This window comes from Haloleucobacter albus (assembly GCF_052492075.1).
On the sequence record NZ_JBQWAS010000028.1, the window covers coordinates 320,374 to 339,308 of the forward strand.

An 18,935-nucleotide genomic window follows, 5' to 3' on the forward strand; every position below is an offset into this window, starting at 1 on the left:
GTCTTTCAACCCCGGCTCCGATTGCTCCTTTCTGTTGTGAACCGCTCACTGCCGGCGTCCTGTCCGCCCCCCTCGCGGATATGGACGCCGCCTTTTTTGAGATGCCCTTCCGGGTTCACGCAGCCTCAGCGCGGCGGCACAAGCTCCACCGGCACCACATCCACCCCGACGGCCAGCATATGGTCGCCCGAAGCCACGATGACGCCATCCACCGGCGAGACATCGGCATAATCCCGGCCAATGGCGAGGATGATATGGTCATCCCCCACCGCAATGGCATTGGTGGGGTCCAGCCCCACCCAGCCAACCTGCGGCCCGCACCACAGCTCAAGCCAGGCATGGGTGGCGTCCGCCCCTTCAAGGCGAGGCTGGCCCTCCGGCGGCACTGTGCGCAGATAGCCGGAGACATAGCGCGCCGGCAGACCCAGCCCGCGCAGCCCCGCAATCATCACCTGAGCGAAATCCTGACACACCCCCCGACGCTCTGCGAAAGCTTCATGCGGCGGGGTGGTCACCATGGTGGCCCCCGGCTCATAGGTGAAGGCTTCCTGAATGCGATGCATCAGCTCCAGCCCGGCTTCCAGCACCGGCCTGTCGGCAGGAAAGCTGGAAGCGCACCAGCCGGTGATGTCTGCGTCCAGCGCAATGGCCCGGCTGGCAAACAGCCCATGTACCGGAGCTTCCGGGCCAAGCGCAAACTGTTCCAGCGCCTGTGTGCGCACCTGATCCACCATCAGCGTGGCGGCAGCATCCGGCAGGGGAGAGGTCTTCACATCCACCCGGCTGCGCGTGGAAATGCACAGCGCGTCATGTGACTGATCCATGGTCAGCCACACCATGGCGTTTCCGAAGAAGTCCGTACCCCATTCCAGGGTCGTCGCCTCGGGGTTCAGATCCAGCGCATGGGCAATCACGCTCTGGTGGCCAGGGCGATCCACCGGCGTCATGCGCAGAACCTGCCGGGCGAAACGCACGGGCGCTGCATAGCTGTAGGTTGTCGTCTGGCGCACATCATACAGCATGGCGACCTCACAATGCGCCGGGCAGGAACGCCGCGCCCATCTGCGGCACGATTGTTTCCACCTCCTGCCCTTGCAGGAAGTAGCGCCCGGCGATTTCATCCGACAGGCGCATGAGATTGGCTTCCATCTCACCAAACCAGTGAGGGGCGATGCTTTCCGCCGTGGTGCTGGCCATTTCGGCCTGAAGCAGCGCCACCAGCCTCTCCCGCATGGGCGGCGGCGTATCCGGGTCACGCCCCGGCAGGCAAGGCAGATGCCCGGCCAGGCGCCCCAGCTGGAAGGCAACAGAGCGCGGATTTTCAGGGTCCAGCAGCACCAGATCCAGAACTGGCACACGCGCCTCAAGCATCATGTAGCGGCTGCGATAGGTAATCTGGCTATCCACCACTTGTAACAGCGCATCCAGAGAACCCGGCGCACCGGGCTCGGAGAAGGTGCGGGCGCAACGCAGCGTATTGATGGCGCGCTCGATACGCCGGCCCAGCTCCAGAAACCGCCAGCCCACCAGCCGGTTCATATTCTCGCTGGCATAGCCGGAAAACGCCGCGATGATGCGCAGGGCCGCATCTGCCCGCTCCAGCGCCTCCACCTCGGTGGGGCTGGCGCTGGCCGGGGCCATCACGCAGGCTTCCAGATCCACCAGCGCCTTCCAGGCATCCGGCGAAAAGCGGTCACGGATGACAGAGGCCGCAGAACGGGCCGCCTGCACCAGTTGCGGTAGGGCGCCCGGCATGTCACGGCGGGTCAGAACATCCACCACATGGCGGGCTGGTGTGGCGCGGCTCATCTCCTGTGGCATCGCGCCCCAGGTGCCAAGCAGATCCAGCAAGCGGGAAAGCAGCGGGCTCACCCCGTAATCCTCACCCTCGGCCAGCCGGCTCACCAGCACACGGGAGAGACGCAGCGTCGCTTCCGCCCGCTCCACATAACGGCCCAGCCAGAACAGATTGTCGGCCGCCCGGCTGGGCAGCGTGCCGGATGAGCGGCGCACATGCACGCGCTCCGGGCTGGGCAGCAGCGTGGTATCCGGCACCATGTTTTCAGCCAGCACCCACACATCGGCGGAATGATCGCCATTCTGCATGGAAACGGCCCGCGGGTCTGGCGTGGAGGAGATACGGCAGAAGCCGCCGGGCATCACCTGCCAGCCATTTTCCGTAGCGGTAAGGAAGACGCGCAGCATGAACGGACGCGGGGTCAAGCCCTCCTCGGTCCAGACCGGCGTGGTCGCCAGATGGGCGATATCCTGCCCCACCAGATCCGCCCCGCGACGGGCCAGAACGGAGGACAGGCGGCGGCGCTGCGCCGGGCCAAGATCTGCCCCCAGAACCGAGCGACCCGGCAGCTCCGCCATGGTGCGCCCGAAGGCCGAGCCGATGACGAGATCATCCAGATGCTCCATCACCTGCACGCGTTCTGCCTCCTGCCCGCACCACCATGTCGCGACATGCGGCAGTTGCAGCGGACCACCCAGAACACGCTCTGCCAGACGCGGTAAAAAGGCCAGCAGCGCCGGAGCCTCCACCAGCCCGCTGCCCAGCGCATTGGCCATCGCCACTCCGCCGCCGCGCACCGCCTGCACCAGCCCCGGCACCCCCAGACGGGATCGGGCGTTCAGCTCCAGCGGATCGGCGAAATCAGCATCCAGACGACGCAGCAACACTTCGATGCGCTTCAGCCCAGCGACTGTGCGCACATAGAGCGCGTCATCATGCACGGTGAGATCTTCGCCCTCCACCAGCAGAAAGCCGAGATATCGCGCCAGCAAGGCATGTTCGAAATAGGTTTCGTTCAGCGGCCCCGGCGTCAGAAGGCCAATCTGCCCCTCGCGCCGCGCCAGTTGCATGAACGAGGTGCGCATGGCCTGAAAGAAGCCGGCCAGACGGCGCATGTGCAGGGCCCGCGACAAATCCGGCAGGGCCCGTTTCATGGCCAGCCGGTTCTCCAGCGCATAGCCGAAACCGGAAGGTGCCTGCGTGCGATCAGCCAGCACCCACCAGCGCCCATCCGGCCCACGGCCCACATCCGCCGCATAAAGCCGCAGGAATCGCCCACCACGCGGTTTTACCCCCACCAGAGGGCGCAGGAATTCCGGGCTACCCGCCACCACTGCGGCCGGCAAATCGCCATTGGCGACGAGATTCGCAGGGCCGTACAAATCCTGCAGCACGGCTTCCAGCAATTCGGCGCGCTGGGTCAGGCCGGCGCACAGGGCCTCCCAGTCATTCTTTTCGAGGATCAGCGGCACATGGCTCAGCGCCCAGGGCCGCTCACCGCCATCAGCATCATGATAGACGCGATAAAACACGCCCGAATCGCGCAGATAACGATCTGCGGAAGAGAAGCGCCGTCGCAGTTCATCCGGCCCATGGCTGGCGAGCCCGGCGAGAAAAGACACCCAGTGGCGGCGGGGCTGCCCCTGAGCATCCACCATCTCATCATGCACGCCCGGCAATGTGCGATAGCCGCCCAGAAGGCTCATGGCGGCCGCATGCTCGAAGGCTTCGATATTCTGCTCCGCCCCGGACACGCTTTCTCCCTTTTCAGTGCCGGCCTTGCAGGGGCGCATCGAAGCCCACCCTGCAACCGGCCGGATGAATGACCGGACCCCACCGTGCAGGAATCGCGCCATGAGATACCCGTGGCCGGATCAGCCCGGAGCAGGCCCAGAACGCGCCTCTAGCGATCAAGAGAAAGACCGCAGCGCCCATATTTGCGGCAGATCGCAGCATAAATGCGCAGGCGAGAGCCCAAAGGCGGGGAAACAACCATGAAGGCCAGTCCCTTCAGGCCGGCAAAAAGAAAATGCCGGAAACAGACGGACGAACGTCCCTGCTCCCGGCACCCAACCAAGACCCACAAACAGTGTACAGAGCCAAGCCTCATTGCGCCGGGGCATCCCAACGCCCACTCAACCGGCCCTGTATTCTCAGTAGCCCGGCAGATCAAACGGGCCCGGCAGCGGCCAGCGCATGCCGGTGATGGGGCCCGGCTCCGCAGCGGCGGGGCTGAAGGTGGGGTAATTGTAGTTCAGCGGCAGCGCATAATTCAGATCAGACTGGGAGCCCGGACGCACGATCGGCCCCGGATCCAGATAAGAGCGCTCCTTGGTGATGGTCACCTTGGGGCGCTGCGCGGCCTGGCGGTTCTGCTGGGCCTCGGCGACCCCGGCGACCACGACCGAACCGGCAAGCGCCAGTGCCAGCGCTGCGGCAAAGGTGTGAAGCGGTGCGAAACCCATGAAATCCTCCTCGAACGGCGCGACAACCGTTCTTTCTGGATTAAGCCACTCGCGCGCCCGACGCAAGGAATGGGTCATGATATGGCCATGTTTCACCACAATCCAGCCCATGGCAGTGGCGCGCCCGCAACACCGCAGACGGCCAGACAGCGCCTTTTGCCCGCAGCCCTGCCGCAATCGTTTGCAAGATGGTGATGTTCGGCATAAAAGAGCCGCATCCGGCAATGGGCCGGCAGCTTTCGAGGAGCATTATGGGCTACAAGGTCGCCGTCGTCGGTGCCACGGGCAATGTGGGCCGGGAGATTCTGTCGATCCTCGACGAGCGGGGCTTCCCCGCCGATGAGGTCGTTGCACTCGCTTCGCGTCGCTCTCAGGGCACCGAGGTTTCGTATGGCGACAAGACCCTGAAAGTCAAAGCCCTCGACACTTATGATTTCTCCGACACCGATATCTGCCTGATGTCGGCGGGCGGCTCCATTTCCAAGGAATGGTCGCCGAAGATCGGCGCTGCGGGCTGCGTTGTCATCGACAATTCCTCTCAGTGGCGTACCGATCCGGACGTGCCGCTCATCGTGCCGGAAGTGAATGCCGATGCCATTACCGGCTTCACGAAGAAGAACATCATCGCCAATCCGAACTGCTCCACCGCGCAGCTCGTCGTGGCGCTGAAGCCGCTGCATGATGCCGCCACCATCAAGCGCGTTGTTGTGTCGACCTACCAGTCCGTCTCCGGCGGCGGCAAGGACGCGATGGACGAGCTGTTCTCGCAGACCCGCTCCATCTTCGTCTCCGACCCGATCGAGCCGAAGAAGTTCCCCAAGCGCATCGCCTTCAACCTCATTCCGCATATCGACGTCTTCATGGACGACGGTTACACCAAGGAAGAGTGGAAGATGACGGTCGAGACCAAGAAGATTCTCGACCCGAAGATCAAGCTCACCGCCACCTGTGTGCGTGTGCCGGTCTTCATCTCCCATTCCGAGGTGGTGAATGTGGAATTCGAGAACGATTTCTCGGCGGAAGATGCGCGCAAGGTGCTGCGCGAGGCCCCCGGCATCATCATGATGGATACCCGCGAGCCGGGTGGATACATCACCCCGCATGAGGCGGCTGGTGAAGACGCCACCTATATTTCGCGCCTGCGTGATGACCCGACCGTTGATAACGGCATCACCTTCTGGTGTGTCTCCGACAATCTGCGCAAGGGCGCGGCCCTCAATGCCGTCCAGATTGCCGAGGTGCTGGTGAACCGCAAGCTCATCACCCCCCACAAGGCGGCGTGAGGCAGAATTGGAACGGCCCTCCCCGGAGGGCCGTTTTCTCTTGTCACACCCACTGCTGTTGCGCTTACCTCAGCGCATTGCCTTTCGCGTTCCCCGCTTCTTCTCCGGCCCGGCCGGCCTGATGGGAACGATCGCATGAAACAGGTCGACACCATGCCGAATCATGATTCCCACCTTTCTCGCGCCAGCCATGAGATCGACCCGAAATTGCTGGAAATTCTGGTGTGCCCTGTCACCAAGGGCCCGCTGGAATATGATCGCGCCCGGCAGGAACTGATCTCGCGCAGTGCACGATTGGCCTACCCCATCCGTGATGGCATTCCGATCATGCTGGCCGATGAAGCTCGCCCGCTGGACGAAAGCGAACTCACCCGCAAATAAGGTGTGCGCCCTCACAAGGCAGAGGAAGAGGGCTCATCAGCCCCGCCCCTTCAGACGACAAAACAAAAGCGCTGGTCCAGCCCGGACCAGCGCTTTTTCATGTCTCAGCTGATAATAGCCCGGAAAGCCGAATCTACAGCGCCTCACCGCGCATCAGCCGCGGCACCGTGCCAGAAAGCCCGGCGGCATCCTTGATGAAGAATTCCTTCAGACGCGGCATCCGGTCCACCAGCCCCAGCCCCACATCGCGCACCGCGCGCAGCATGTCGGAATGGTTGGAGAACAGCCGGTTCAGGCCATCCGTCGCCACACCCATGGAAACGGTGTCGAAACGCCGCCAGCGCTGATACTTCTCCAGCACGGTGGGCGAGGCGAAATCCAGCCCCACACGGGCTGCATCCGTCACCACTTCGGCCAACGCCGCCACATCACGCAGGCCCATATTCAGCCCCTGCCCGGCAATGGGATGGATGAGGTGGGCCGCATCCCCCACCAGCGCCAGACGCGGACCGATGAAACTGCGCGCCATGGCAAAGCCCAGCGGATAGGCACGCGGCGTCGTCACCGGCTTCACGGCGCCCAGCTTGTGGCCGAAGCGCTGCTCCAGCTCCTCCTGAAACAGGAAGGCGGGCATGGCCAGCAGGCGCTCGGCATCCGCCGTGCGCTCTGTCCATACGATGAAGCTGCGATGGCCCGGCATGGGCAGGGTGGCGAAGGGACCGCCCGGCAGAAAATGTTCTTCCGCCAGCCCTTCATGGGGGCGCTCATGCTCCACCGCGAAGGTGATGGCACTCTGCCCATAGGCCCAGGAGACGTTGTCAATCCCCGCCAGAGACCGCAGGCGCGAGCGCGCCCCATCGCAGGCCACCAGCAACCGGGTGCGCAGCGCAGCGCCAGACCCGGTGGTGATGTTCATATGAGAGGGCGTGGCCTCAAAGCCGCTCACCGTATCGGCCCGCATCTCCACGCCGGCGGCGCGGGCTTCCTCGATCAGCGCCGTCTGCAACACGCCATTGGCCATCATGTAAGCAAAGGGCTCACCCGGCTCCACATCACCATCAAAGGTGAGGAAAGTGGGGCGAGCGACATCCTTCACGCGGCTATCTGTCACCACCATGGAGCGCATCGGCTCGGCGCTGTCGGCCACCTTCTCCCACACCCCGAGGGTGGAGAGCAGACGGCGCGCCCCGGCCGCAATGGCCGACCAGCGCTCATCCCCCACAACCGGCTCATTGATCCGCGGATCAAACACGGTGATGGCGGCATCAGCCCCCAGCGCCCGGCGCAGGGCCAGCGCCAGACTTGCCCCGGCCAGCCCGCCGCCCACAATGGCGATATCAAGGGTGGAGGCCGCATGGTCCGCAAACTGCCCGGCAGGCTCGAACGGGCTATGCATCATCTTGTCTCCTTCACGCGCGCCGAAGCTTTACCCGCCTCCGGCCCACACCGCCAGCATTCCCGCACATTTCCCGCCATATTCCCCGGCACAAGCTTGACGGGAGGGCGGAGGACGTGGCGTCCTTGCGCCACTTGGATCACCGCGCATTGCGCTAGCCAGCGAAAGTCCGCCCGCATGACCTCTCCCGCGGAAGAAAACCCCACAGCGGAATCAAACGTCAGAATGCTTCTGTCCATCCTTGACCTCGAACCGCTTGAGATCAATCTGTTCCGTGGTCGCAGCGTCGGCATGGTCACCAAACGGGTTTTTGGCGGCCAGGTCATCGCGCAATCTCTGGTGGCTGCGCAACGCACGGTGGAAGAGGGCCGCCTCGCCCATTCCATGCATGGCTATTTCCTGCTCGGCGGCGACCCATCCGCCCCCATCATCTATGATGTCACCCGCATCCGCGACGGGCGCTCCTTCACCACACGGCAGGTGCATGCCATCCAGCATGGCAAGGTCATCTTCACCATGACGGCCTCTTTCCAGATCCAGGAAGGCGGCCTCACCCATCAGATCACCATGCCGGATGTGCCCCAGCCGGAAGAGCTGCCGCCGGATGAAACCTGGCGCGAAAAGCTGCTGGCCCGCTTCCCCGATGCTTCGGAGCGGGACTGGATGGCCCTGCGCCCGCTGGAAGTGCGTCCGGTGGCCAATGTCTCTTATCTTGGCCTGCCGGACAGCCGCCCCAGCGTGTGGCTGCGCGCCCGCGCACCTCTGCCGGATATTCAGCCCGTCCACCAGGCCGTGCTGGCCTATGCCTCGGATCTGACACTGCTACAAAGCGCCCTGCTGCCCCATGGCCGTTCGGTGTTCGATGATGACATGCAGGTGGCCAGCATTGACCATGCGCTGTGGTTCCATCGCCCGTTCCGCGCTGATGAATGGCTGCTTTACAGCCAGGATACGCCTTCCGCCTCCGGTGCGCGGGGCTTCTGCCGGGGCGAGCTGTTCACGCGGGATGGCGTGCTGGTGGCCAGCGCCACCCAGGAAGGGCTGATGCGACAGGTCACGCCCCGCAAGTAAAATCTGGAAACAAGATCCGATGGCCGGCTGAGATTACAGGCAGCCGGCCATCCCATGCAGACATCTGAGACACGCAGGCAAAACCGCCCACCAAGATCGCCCTGCGCCGACATTGCGCCGCAACATCTGCACCATTGCTGAGCGCCACCCGCATCGCGCATCAGATCCGCCAGAACCTCTTTGCGCCAATATGCGGCAGATACCGGCGGCGCGCGCCAGACGCCCTCCCCCAAAGCGCCTCTCCGTTTTTTTCAAAGCGGCCCAATATCTTGATAGGGCAACAGGGATGCATCACCTGCCGGCCGGCACGTGTCTGCACCCCTCAAAAGCCCGTCATGGCCGCCTACCCCTCATCAAGACAACTTTCAAAGCATTATAAATAATAGTCTTTTTCAAATTTTGCATATTTTTTATGCGGCACGCCAAAGGATGAGGCGAAAAAACAGGCAGGTCAGTGGCAAAACCGTGATGCATCGCCACATGGCGAGAAAACAGGCACCCCCTGCCGAATGGTGATTTTCCCGCGATTCCAGTGAAAATTGGCCTTTTGGGCCCAGTTGGCACGATCCTTGATTTCCTCATTCCAGGCTTGCTGGCCATGGTGAGATGCCCTGGCGCAGCAAGACCCAGCGCCAACGCACCGTCTGCCCTTTCAGGCCCCGCCCCGGAAGATGCAGCAGCAGAAGGGACAAGGACCGATCCATGAAGATCGTCATGGCCATCATCAAGCCATTCAAGCTGGAAGAGGTGCGCGACGCCCTCACCACGATCGGCGTTCACGGGCTCACCGTCACCGAGGTGAAGGGGTATGGGCGGCAGAAAGGCCACACCGAGATTTATCGCGGTGCGGAATATGCCGTCAGCTTCCTGCCCAAGCTGAAAATTGAGGTTGCGGTTTCCGCAGCCATTGCGCCCCAGGTGGTGGAAGCCATTACGGCCTCTGCCAAGACCGGGCAGATTGGTGACGGCAAGATCTTCGTCTTCGCCATCGACCAGGCCGTGCGCATCCGCACGGGCGAAACCGACGCCGACGCCCTCTGAGCCCATTCACTTCCCGGAGCCCTTTTCCATGAATCTCAAGACATGGTCCCGCACGGGCCTCCCCGTGCTTCTTGCGACGGCAGCCATGGCCCTGCCAGCCATGGCCCAGCCGGATATGGCCCCCGCAGCGGTTTCTCCCGCTGTTGAAGCCGCAACCGCAACCGTGAACAAGGGCGACATTGCGTGGATGATGACATCCACCGTGCTCGTGCTTCTGATGACGGTGCCCGGCCTGGCCCTGTTCTATGGCGGCCTCGTGCGCGCCAAGAACATGCTCTCCATTCTCATGCAGGTGCTCGCCATCGCCTCGGTGATGATGATTATCTGGGTCGTCTACGGCTATTCTCTCGCCTTTACCGAAGGCAATGCCTTTATTGGCGGCTTCTCCAAGGCTTTCCTTGCCGGTGTGACGGTGGACAGCCTGGCCGATACCTTCTCCGAAGGCGTCAAGCTGCCGGAATTCACCTTCATCGCCTTCCAGATGACCTTCGCGGCCATCACCCCGGCCTTGGCCATCGGCGCTTTTGCAGAGCGCATGAAGTTCTCTGCCGTGCTGTTGTTCGCAGTGCTGTGGGGCACCTTCGTGTACTTCCCCATCGCGCACATGGTGTGGTTTGAAGGCGGCTACCTGTTCGACCTTGGCGCGCTGGATTACGCCGGCGGCACGGTGGTGCACATCAATGCCGGTATTGCGGGCCTTGTCGGCGCCATCATGGTTGGCAAGCGCATTGGCTACGGCAAGGAGCAGCTGCCCCCGCACTCCCTCGCCCTCACCATGGTTGGCGCTTCTCTGCTGTGGGTTGGCTGGTTCGGCTTCAATGTCGGCTCGGGTCTGGAAGCCAACAGCTTCGCGGCTCTGGTGATGATGAACACCTTCCTCGCCACGGCGGGCGCGGTGCTCGGCTGGCTGGCCATTGAATGGCTGGTGCGCGGCAAGGCCTCCATGCTGGGCGGTGCCTCGGGCGCCATTGCCGGGCTCGTGGCCATTACCCCGGCCTGCGGCGCGGCGGGCCCCATGGGCGCCATCGTTCTGGGTATTGTCGCCAGCCTGATCTGCTTCTTCTTCTGCACCACCGTCAAGAATGCGCTGGGCTATGATGACAGCCTGGATGTGTTCGGCGTGCATGGCGTGGGCGGCATCGTTGGTGCCATCGCCACCGGCATCGTGGTGGCTCCCGCCCTCGGCGGCGTGGGTGTGGATGGCTACTCCATGGGCCATCAGGTGTGGGTGCAGCTTCTGGCCACCGTCATCACCATTGTGTGGTCGGGCGTCATCTCCGCCATCATCTTCTTCATCATCAATGTGGTTGTGGGGCTGCGTGTGCCGGCGGATGTGGAGCGCGAAGGCCTCGACGTCAACGAACACGGCGAACGCGCCTATCACAGCTGAGCCTGAAGGCGGGCGCATCCGCCTCTCGCAACACACAGGAAACCCCGGCTCAGGCCGGGGTTTCTTTTTTGCGGAAACCATGAGCCCGGTGAAATGCCGCCAAGGCTTTCCCACACGCGCTGTGCCTGCTAGAAGCCGCTGTTCAGACTTTGGGGCAAGCATGGTCTTTTTCATCCCGCAAGGGCGTTTCAGCATCTGTAGCGTGGCAACGCGAATTATATGCCCGGCGCCCCTTCGCGGCCTGTGAGCGCGAGGGGTTGCCGGGTTATCCGCCAGTGACGCCTGAAGGGCGACACCCCGTTCCATCGTTACAAGATTTGCGAGCCGAGCCGCGCGCCATGACCGAACAGACCGCTGACAAGACACAGAACAAGACCGAAACCGCAGACTATTCCAAAACCCTGCTTCTGCCGCAGACCGCCTTCCCCATGCGGGGCGGCCTGCCTAAAAAGGAGCCGGAGCTTCTGGAACGCTGGAAGCGGCTGGATCTCTATCACCGCCTGCGTGAGGAAGGCCGTGGCCGCCCACGCTTCGTGCTGCACGATGGCCCGCCCTATGCCAATGGCAACATCCATATCGGCCATGCGCTCAACAAGATCCTCAAGGATGTGGTGACGCGCTCCCAGCAGATGCTGGGCCACGATTCCAACTATGTGCCCGGCTGGGATTGCCACGGCCTGCCCATCGAGTGGAAAATCGAGGAAGAGAACTACCGCAAGAAGGGCAAGGAAAAGCCGGACTTCACCGATTCCGCCGCCATGGTGGCCTTCCGCCAGGAATGCCGCGCCTATGCCCAGCACTGGCTGGATGAGCAGCGCAGGGAATTCAAGCGTCTGGGTGTGGAAGGCGACTGGGACCACCCCTACACCACCATGGCTTTCGCCGCCGAGGCGCAGATCGCCCGCGAACTGATGAAGTTCGCCGAGAACGGCCTGCTCTATCGCGGCTCCAAGCCGGTGATGTGGTCAGTGGTGGAAAAGACCGCGCTGGCCGAGGCCGAGGTGGAATATCACGATTTCACCTCCGATACGGTGTGGGTGAAGTTCCCCGTGCTCTCCGGCGTCAGCGATGAGCTGGCCGGGGCCTGTGTGGTCATCTGGACCACCACGCCCTGGACCATGCCCGGCAACCGCGCCATCTCCTTCTCCTCAAAGATCTCCTACGGCCTCTATGAAGTGACCGAGGCCCCAGACGATAACTGGGCAAAAGCCGGCGACCGCATTCTCCTTGCCGACAATCTGGCGGCGGATGTGATGGCGCAGGCCCGCGTCACCAGCTTCACCCGCGTGCGTGAGGTGACGGCGCAGGAGCTTTCCGGCCTCGCCTGCGCCCATCCGCTGGCCTCTCTCGGCTATGGCTTCAAGGTGCCGCTGCTGGATGGCGAGCATGTCACCGATGATGCCGGCACCGGCTTCGTGCACACCGCACCCGGCCATGGCCGCGAAGACTTTGAAATCTGGACCCAGCACCGCAACTGGCTGGAAGAGCGCGGCATCAACCCCGCCATTCCCTATACGGTGGATGAGGACAGCATCTACACCACCCAGGCCCCCGGCTTCGAGGGCAAGCGCGTCATCACCGCCAAGGGTGAGAAGGGCGACGCCAATGGCGCCGTCATCGCCGCGCTGATCGAGGTCGGCAACCTTCTGGCGCGCGGACGGGTGAAGCACCAGTATCCGCACTCCTGGCGCTCGAAAAAGCCGGTCATCTTCCGCAACACGCCGCAATGGTTCATTGCGATGGATCAGGTGATCGCAGGCGCTTCCGCGAAGGCCGTGGGCGCTGCGGGCTCTGTTGCAGGGGGCGGCATCGGCTCCAATACCGGCGATACGCTGCGCGCCCGCGCGCTCAATGGCATCAAGACCGTGGAATGGGTGCCGGCCGTGGGTGAGAACCGCATCACCGGCATGATCGCCAACCGGCCGGATTGGGTGGTCTCCCGTCAGCGCGCCTGGGGTGTGCCCATCACCGTCTTCGTCAAGGAAGTGGACGACGGCTCCGTCGAGATCCTGCACGATGAGGCGGTGAACGCCCGCATCGCCGAGGCTTTCGAGGCTGAAGGTGCAGATGCCTGGTACAAGGAGGGGGCGCGTGAGCGCTTCCTGGGTGAACGCGCCGCCGAGGGCTGGGCCAAGGTGGATGATGTTCTCGATGTGTGGTTCGATTCCGGCTCCACCCACGCCTTCACGCTGGAAGTGCGCCCGGAGCTGAAGGCCGAGCGCGCGCCTAACGGGCCGGACCGGGTGATGTATCTGGAAGGCTCGGACCAGCATCGCGGCTGGTTCCATTCCTCCCTGCTGGAAAGCTGCGGCACACGCGGCCGCCCACCCTATGATGTGGTGCTGACCCACGGCTTCGTGCTGGACGAAACCGGGCGCAAGATGTCCAAGTCGCTTGGTAATGTCACCTCGCCGCAGGATGTCATCAAGCAATCCGGCGCGGATATTCTGCGTTTGTGGGTGTGCGCCTCGGATTATTCGGATGATCTGCGCATCGGCCCGGAAATCCTGAAGACCACGGCGGATACCTATCGCAAGCTGCGTAACACCATTCGCTGGCTTCTGGGCTCGCTGCATCATTACCGACCGGAAGAACGGGTGGCCCCGGAAGATATGCCGGCGCTGGAGCGCTTCATCCTGCATCGTCTGGCCGAGCTGGATGGCGAGATCCGCGCCGCCTATCGCGCCTTTGATTACAAGCGGGTGCATGCGCTGCTCACGGCCTTCATGACGACGGATCTCTCCGCCTTCTATTTCGATGTGCGCAAGGATGCGCTCTATTGCGATCCGCTCTCCTCCCCCGTGCGGCGGGCCTGCCTCACCGTGCTGGATGAGGTGTTCAGCCGCATCGTCACCTGGTTCGCGCCCATCATGCCCTTCACCACAGAAGAGGCGTGGCTGGCCCGCACCGGAAATGAGGAAGGTTCAGTACATCTGCTCACCTTCCCGCAGACGCCGGATAGCTGGCGCGATGCAGCACTGGCCGAGCAGTGGCGCAAGGTGCGACAGGTGCGACGCGTGGTTCTGGGCGCGATCGAAATCGAACGCACGGCCAAGCGCATGGGCTCCTCTCTGGAGGCCGCGCCCGAGGTGCATGTGACGGATGCTGACCTCGCGGCCGCCTTCAACGGGCTGGATCTGGCGGAAATCTGCATCACCAGCGATGCCCGCCTTCTCACCAGCGAAGGTCCGGCCGAGGCGTTCCGTCTGGCGGATGTGCCCGGCGTCGCTGTGGTGCCGGCCCGTGCCGAAGGGCGCAAATGTGCCCGTTCGTGGAAAATCTCCCCGGATGTGGGCACGGACCCCGAATTTCCTGATGTGACCCCGCGTGACGCGGCGGCCCTGCGGGAATTCCGCGCACTGGAGCTTGCCGAACGGTGAAGACCCCACTGCGCATTATCGCCCTTGGTCTTGTCACAGCCATCGTGGTCCTGATCCTCGATCAGGCCACGAAGGTCTGGGCGCTCACCGCCCTCCAGAACACCCCGGCAGGCGCCATCCGCCTCTCGCCGTTTCTGGATATTGTGGCAGTGTGGAATTATGGCATCAGCTATGGCCTGTTCCAGCAGGGCGAAACCGGGCGCTGGATACTTGTAGGTATCAAGATTGTAGCCGTATTGGCCTTCGCCATCTGGCTCACCCGCACCCGCCGCAGAGCCGACGCCTTGGCTCTCGGCCTGCTCATTGGTGGCGCGCTGGGCAATGCGATTGACCGTGTCATGTATGGCGCGGTGTTCGATTTCATTTCGCTCCACGCATTCGGCTACCACTGGTATGTGTTCAATGTGGCCGATATTGCCGTCGTGGTTGGTGTCATTGTGCTGCTTGTCGATGCTTTTTTCGGCAATGCCTCAAAATCGCCGCCCTCGGACACAGGAATAAAGGCAACATCCGAAGGTCAGCCTTCTGACGTCCGGCCTTCCGAAACCGAGCCCACTCATGACCGAGCCAAGCCGTAGAGAGAGAGCCTCCATGCGCGCCATGTCCGATTATCTGCGCGATGTCGCGATCCCGCCCCGGCCCCAGCACGGGAAACCGAACCCGACCCCCGCCATCATGCGCACCTGCACAATGGGCCTTCTGGGGCTGGCGCTGGTTCTGGGCGCCCACCCGGCGGCCGCCCAGGAAGATTTCAGCCCAAGCCCGCTGCAAAGCGCGATGGATCTGCTGGGCCTGAGCGAAGATGAGCCCAAGCCGGAAATCAATTATCGCGAACGTTCCCCGCTCGTGGTGCCGCCCGGTGGCAAGCTGGAAACACTGCCCACCCCGCAGGAAAGCGCCTATAAGCGTAACCCGGCCTGGCCGAAGGACCCCGATGTCGCCCGCCGCAAGCGGGAGGCCGAGGATCGCAACAAGCCCATCATCCGCGATGATCCGGGCCGCCCGCTTATGCCCTCCGAGCTGAACAAGGGGCGCAAGAATGCCGGCATTTTCGGCATCGGCCTTGGCAATGGCTCTCCGTCGGGCGATTCGAGCGTCAGCAAGCGGCTGCTGCCGAGCGATCTGGGCTTTTCCGGCTGGCTCAACCCCTCCAGCAAGGAGCCGGTGGCCTTCGCCGGAGAGCCGGAACGTGAAAATCTGACCCAGCCACCCCCCGGCTATCAGACCCCGGCACCCAATGCGCCTTACGGGGTTGTGGAGGGCACCAAGCCGACCGGCCTGGACTTCACGAACCCCTTCCGCACCAATATGAGCGATTGAACATGAAGGGCCGGCGAACACTGCGCCGGCCTTTCGCGTTTTCCGTCCTGATCCGAAAACGGCGCAACCGCCTGTGACACATCTTGCGGCGCTCGCACCGGCCCCTTCTGTGTCTTTGCCCCTTCTGCGCCATAGTGCTGGTGCATCAAGGGTTTTACTGTGGATGCCGGCCCCGCCAAAGCATCCCGCCAGACCGGAAAGGGTGAAACTCCAGAAATTGATACCTCTGGTTTTGCGCCTGTAACACCCTATCTATCAGGCAGACATGCACGCACCGCGCCGTGCCATTTGGGAAGATCCGTCACGTGCAGATGAGCCGTTTCGCCATGGTCGCCATTCTCGCCGCAGGCACAGCCGCCAGCGCTCTTGCCACCCGCCCCGCTGTTGCAGCAGGCCCGCAGATTTCCGAATTCCGCCTCGATAACGGTATGCAGGTCATGGTTATTCCAGATCATCGCACCCCCGTTGTCACCCATATGGTGTGGTACAAGGTGGGCTCGGCCGATGAGCAGCCCGGCAAATCCGGCATTGCCCATTTTCTTGAGCATCTGATGTTCAAGGGCACCGAGAAGCACAAGCAGGGCGAGTTCTCGGCAGAAGTGGCGCGGCTGGGCGGGCAGGAAAATGCCTTCACCTCGCAGGATTACACCGCCTATTACCAGCGCGTGGCCAAGGAACATCTCGGCACGGTGATGGATTTCGAGGCCGACCGTATGACCGGCCTGAAGCTGTCTGATGAAGTGGTGCTGCCTGAGCGGGACGTGGTGCTGGAAGAGCGCCGCATGCGCACCGACAATGAACCCGGCGCGCGGCTGGGTGAGGTGTTGCAGGCCACCACCTATGTGAACCACCCTTACCAGCACCCCATCATCGGCTGGGAGCACGAGATCAGGCAGCTCAACCGCGAGGATGCGCTGGCCTTCTACAAGCGCTTCTACGCCCCCAATAATGCGCTTCTGGTGGTGGCCGGAGATGTGACCCCGGAAGAAGTGAAGGCGCTGGCCGAGAAGACCTATGGCCAGGTCCAGCCGGCGGATACCCCGCCCCGCGCCCGCCCGCAGGAGCCTGAGCCCCAGGCCCATCGCCGCGTGTCCCTGGCGGACCCGCGCGTGGCCCAGCCCAGCCTGCAACGCACATATCTGGTGCCGTCCGAGCGCACCGCCAAGAGCGGCCAGCGCCCCAGCGAGAAACCGACGGATTCCGAAGCACTGGAAGTGCTGGCGCAAATTCTGGGTGGCGGGCAGACCGGCCGCCTCTATCGCACACTGGCGGCCGAGAAGAGCATGGCGGCCGGAGCCGGGGCCTATTATCAGGGCACCGCCCATGATGACACCCGCTTCATCGTCTATGCCTCTCCCCTCCCCAATGTGACGCTGCCGGCGCTGGAAGCGGAGATGGATGCGGTGATCGCCACCCTGGCGGAAGAGGGCGTGAGCGACGCGGAGCTGAAGCGCGCCAAGACCCAGCTCACCGCCGACATGATCTATGCGCAGGATAATCAGGCCACCCTCGCCCGCGTCTATGGTGCGGCATGGGCCACCGGCATGGACCCGAAGGATGTGACAAGCTGGCCGGATCGCATCAAGGCCATAACCACGGAACAGGTTCAGGATGCAGCGCGGCGCTATCTGGTCAACCGCCGCGCGGTCACAGGCTATCTGGAGCCCGCACCAACTGTTGCAGCCCGGCAGAACGATGCCCCCGGCGCTCCCCAGAATAAGGAACAGGCCGCCACGCAGCCCGGAAAGGACATCCAGCAGTGAGCCTGTCCTCTCCTTCCATGGGTGGCATGGGCATGGCTGAGCGGCCATCCCCGTTTTCATTTTCCACCCGCCCGGCTTTCCCCCGTTTTGCCCCCGGCCGGATGCTGCCCCGTCTGCGGCGCGCCGGCCTGCTCTTTTCCGTGATGGTGACCATGGCCCTTTCTCCCCTTTCGCAGGCTCACGCACAGGCATCAGCCGAGGCCCCCGCCAAAAGCGGGCAGGTCGCACAGGCAGAGAGCCGCGCCGGCCGCATTCAGGAGATCACCAGCCCCGGCGGCATCAAGGCATGGCTGGTGCAGGACACCACCCTGCCGCTGATCGCCATGGAGTTCGCCTTCCTTGGCGGCGCTGCGCAGGATGGACAGCAAAAGGCGGGCCTCGCCAGCCTTGCCGCCTCCCTGCTGGATGAAGGCGCTGGCGACATGGACGCCCACACCTTCCAGCAGGCGCTGGCCGATACGGCGGTGGATATCAGCTTCAATGCCGGGCTGGATGAGGTGCGCGGCTCCATGCGCACGCTCTCTGAAAACCGCAACGAAGCCTTTGATCTGCTGCGGCTTGCCGTGACGGAACCGCGCTTTGACGCCGAGGCGGTTGAACGCATTCGCGCGGCCCAGCTCGCCGGCCTGCGGCGCGCCTCGACGGACCCCGGCTCCATCGCCAGCAAGCGCTGGTCCCAGCTCGCCTTCCCGGACCACCCCTATGGCCAACAGGCGCGGGGCACGCTGGAAAGCGTTCCCACCCTCACCCGTGAGGATCTTGCAGGCTTTGCCCGGAACACCATGGCGCGGGACAATCTGCGTGTGGCCGTGGTGGGCGATATCACCCCCGAGGAACTCGGCAAGCGGCTGGATGATGTGTTCGGCCCGCTGCCGGAAAAGGCGCAATTGCAGCCGGTGGCGGATATCACGCTCCAGAATGTCGGCACCCGCGAGGTGGTGGAGCTGGATGTGCCCCAGTCCGTTGTCATCATGGGCACAGTGGGGCTGGAGAGGCAGGACCCGGATTTCATCCCGCTGTTCGTGCTCAACCATATTCTTGGCGGCAGCGCCTTTTCCTCACGTCTGTTCAAGGAGGTCCGCGAGGATCGCGGGCTGGCCTATTCGGTAGGCTCGCACCTTGCCGCGCTGGATCATGCCGGCATGTGGGTGGCCAGCACCGCCACCAAGAATGAAAGCGCCGGCCAGGCCGTGGACCTGATTGCCGACAATTTCCGCCGCATCCTCACACAAGGGCCAACTGCGGAAGAACTGAAAGAAGCCAAGAGCTACCTCACCGGCAGCTATGCCCTGCGCTTCGATACCTCATCCAAGGTGGCTGGCCAGTTGCTGCAAATCCAGCTCGACAAGCTGGGCAAGGATTATATCGACCAGCGCAACGCCCTGGTGGAAGCCGTGACACTGGAGGACATCCAGCGCGTCGCCCGGCGTCTGTCCAAGGCGCAGGATGCGCTGGTTGTAGTGGTAGGCAAGCCGGAAGGGCTCGCCTCCACATCTGCCCCCGCCCAGCCCGCACAGGATGGGGCGAACTAATCCCCCCAAGCTCCGGCGGGCAGCTCCGGTCACCCGCCGGTTCACCATATTTTCCTCTATTGGCCTTTCGGCGCTGCTTTTCGCTCCGGGGGCCGTTCGGTCTGGTGGCAGGCTT

14 protein-coding genes are annotated in these 18,935 nt (G+C 63.5%); 10 read left to right on the top strand and 4 right to left on the bottom strand.

Annotated features, from left to right (window positions below):
* Window positions 1-125 precede the first annotated feature (125 nt).
* The 3 genes from ACT6QH_RS11420 to ACT6QH_RS11430 all read right to left on the bottom strand — a co-directional run bounded on the left by ACT6QH_RS11420 (window position 126) and on the right by ACT6QH_RS11430 (window position 4,263).
* Complete coding sequence (locus tag ACT6QH_RS11420; protein ID WP_444974946.1) at window positions 126-1,022, bottom strand: transglutaminase family protein; 897 nt, start codon at window positions 1,020-1,022, stop codon at window positions 126-128.
* 7 nt (window positions 1,023-1,029) lie between these two features.
* Window positions 1,030-3,591 carry a circularly permuted type 2 ATP-grasp protein gene (locus tag ACT6QH_RS11425; protein ID WP_444974947.1) on the bottom strand — a complete coding sequence of 854 codons (2,562 nt, stop codon included), beginning with the start codon at window positions 3,589-3,591 and terminating at the stop codon, window positions 1,030-1,032.
* 360 nt (window positions 3,592-3,951) lie between these two features.
* Entirely contained in the window at window positions 3,952-4,263 is a 312-nt protein-coding gene (locus tag ACT6QH_RS11430) for a hypothetical protein (protein WP_444974948.1), read from the bottom strand.
* Between the two features lie 251 nt (window positions 4,264-4,514).
* On the opposite strand from ACT6QH_RS11430, the gene ACT6QH_RS11435 reads away from it, so the two are divergent.
* On the top strand, window positions 4,515-5,546 hold the full coding sequence (locus ACT6QH_RS11435; RefSeq protein WP_444974949.1) for an aspartate-semialdehyde dehydrogenase: 1,032 nt from the start codon (window positions 4,515-4,517) through the stop codon (window positions 5,544-5,546).
* 153 nt (window positions 5,547-5,699) lie between these two features.
* The gene (locus tag ACT6QH_RS11440) at window positions 5,700-5,927 is read left to right on the top strand and encodes a Trm112 family protein (protein WP_444975153.1); all 228 of its coding nucleotides are present in this window, start codon (window positions 5,700-5,702) and stop codon (window positions 5,925-5,927) included.
* A gap of 133 nt (window positions 5,928-6,060) precedes the next feature.
* On the opposite strand, the gene ACT6QH_RS11445 is transcribed toward ACT6QH_RS11440, so the two are convergent.
* Window positions 6,061-7,323: a ubiquinone biosynthesis hydroxylase gene (locus tag ACT6QH_RS11445; protein ID WP_444975154.1), complete on the bottom strand. Its 1,263-nt coding sequence runs from the start codon at window positions 7,321-7,323 to the stop codon at window positions 6,061-6,063.
* Window positions 7,324-7,548: 225 nt separating this feature from the next.
* On the opposite strand from ACT6QH_RS11445, the gene tesB reads away from it, so the two are divergent.
* The 8 genes from tesB (at window position 7,549) to ACT6QH_RS11485 (ending at window position 18,820) form a co-directional block, all read left to right on the top strand.
* Window positions 7,549-8,394 (top strand): acyl-CoA thioesterase II, encoded by an 846-nt coding sequence (gene tesB / locus ACT6QH_RS11450; RefSeq protein WP_444974950.1) that lies wholly within the window; start codon window positions 7,549-7,551, stop codon window positions 8,392-8,394.
* 702 nt (window positions 8,395-9,096) lie between these two features.
* Window positions 9,097-9,435 carry a P-II family nitrogen regulator gene (locus ACT6QH_RS11455; RefSeq protein ID WP_444974951.1) on the top strand — a complete coding sequence of 113 codons (339 nt, stop codon included), beginning with the start codon at window positions 9,097-9,099 and terminating at the stop codon, window positions 9,433-9,435.
* Window positions 9,436-9,463: 28 nt separating this feature from the next.
* The gene (locus ACT6QH_RS11460) at window positions 9,464-10,825 is read left to right on the top strand and encodes an ammonium transporter (protein WP_444974952.1); all 1,362 of its coding nucleotides are present in this window, start codon (window positions 9,464-9,466) and stop codon (window positions 10,823-10,825) included.
* 338 nt (window positions 10,826-11,163) lie between these two features.
* A complete protein-coding gene (gene ileS / locus ACT6QH_RS11465; protein ID WP_444974953.1) occupies window positions 11,164-14,205 on the top strand; it encodes an isoleucine--tRNA ligase in 3,042 nt (1,013 codons plus the stop codon).
* A gap of 8 nt (window positions 14,206-14,213) precedes the next feature.
* Window positions 14,214-14,783 (top strand): signal peptidase II, encoded by a 570-nt coding sequence (gene lspA, locus ACT6QH_RS11470; protein WP_444975155.1) that lies wholly within the window; start codon window positions 14,214-14,216, stop codon window positions 14,781-14,783.
* Window positions 14,784-14,796: 13 nt separating this feature from the next.
* Window positions 14,797-15,525 (top strand): hypothetical protein, encoded by a 729-nt coding sequence (locus ACT6QH_RS11475; protein WP_444974954.1) that lies wholly within the window; start codon window positions 14,797-14,799, stop codon window positions 15,523-15,525.
* Between the two features lie 311 nt (window positions 15,526-15,836).
* Window positions 15,837-17,288, top strand: a complete 1,452-nt coding sequence (locus tag ACT6QH_RS11480) for a M16 family metallopeptidase (protein ID WP_444974955.1) — start codon at window positions 15,837-15,839, stop codon at window positions 17,286-17,288.
* The gene (locus ACT6QH_RS11485; RefSeq protein WP_444974956.1) at window positions 17,285-18,820 is read left to right on the top strand and encodes a M16 family metallopeptidase; all 1,536 of its coding nucleotides are present in this window, start codon (window positions 17,285-17,287) and stop codon (window positions 18,818-18,820) included. Before ACT6QH_RS11480 ends, ACT6QH_RS11485 begins: the two co-directional genes overlap by 4 nt.
* The last annotated feature ends 115 nt before the right edge of the window (window positions 18,821-18,935 follow it).

Bases quoted from the DNA above. Each gene is read 5' to 3' on its own strand.
- ACT6QH_RS11420 (WP_444974946.1), bottom strand. From the start codon at position 1,022: ATGCTGTATGATGTGCGCCAGACGACAACCTACAGCTATGCAGCGCCC.
- ACT6QH_RS11425 (WP_444974947.1), bottom strand. From the start codon at position 3,591: ATGCGCCCCTGCAAGGCCGGCACTGAAAAGGGAGAAAGCGTGTCCGGG.
- ACT6QH_RS11430 (WP_444974948.1), bottom strand. From the start codon at position 4,263: ATGGGTTTCGCACCGCTTCACACCTTTGCCGCAGCGCTGGCACTGGCG.
- ACT6QH_RS11435 (WP_444974949.1), top strand. From the start codon at position 4,515: ATGGGCTACAAGGTCGCCGTCGTCGGTGCCACGGGCAATGTGGGCCGG.
- ACT6QH_RS11440 (WP_444975153.1), top strand. From the start codon at position 5,700: ATGCCGAATCATGATTCCCACCTTTCTCGCGCCAGCCATGAGATCGAC.
- ACT6QH_RS11445 (WP_444975154.1), bottom strand. From the start codon at position 7,323: ATGCATAGCCCGTTCGAGCCTGCCGGGCAGTTTGCGGACCATGCGGCC.
- tesB (WP_444974950.1), top strand. From the start codon at position 7,549: ATGCTTCTGTCCATCCTTGACCTCGAACCGCTTGAGATCAATCTGTTC.
- ACT6QH_RS11455 (WP_444974951.1), top strand. From the start codon at position 9,097: ATGAAGATCGTCATGGCCATCATCAAGCCATTCAAGCTGGAAGAGGTG.
- ACT6QH_RS11460 (WP_444974952.1), top strand. From the start codon at position 9,464: ATGAATCTCAAGACATGGTCCCGCACGGGCCTCCCCGTGCTTCTTGCG.
- ileS (WP_444974953.1), top strand. From the start codon at position 11,164: ATGACCGAACAGACCGCTGACAAGACACAGAACAAGACCGAAACCGCA.
- ACT6QH_RS11475 (WP_444974954.1), top strand. From the start codon at position 14,797: ATGCGCGCCATGTCCGATTATCTGCGCGATGTCGCGATCCCGCCCCGG.
- ACT6QH_RS11480 (WP_444974955.1), top strand. From the start codon at position 15,837: ATGAGCCGTTTCGCCATGGTCGCCATTCTCGCCGCAGGCACAGCCGCC.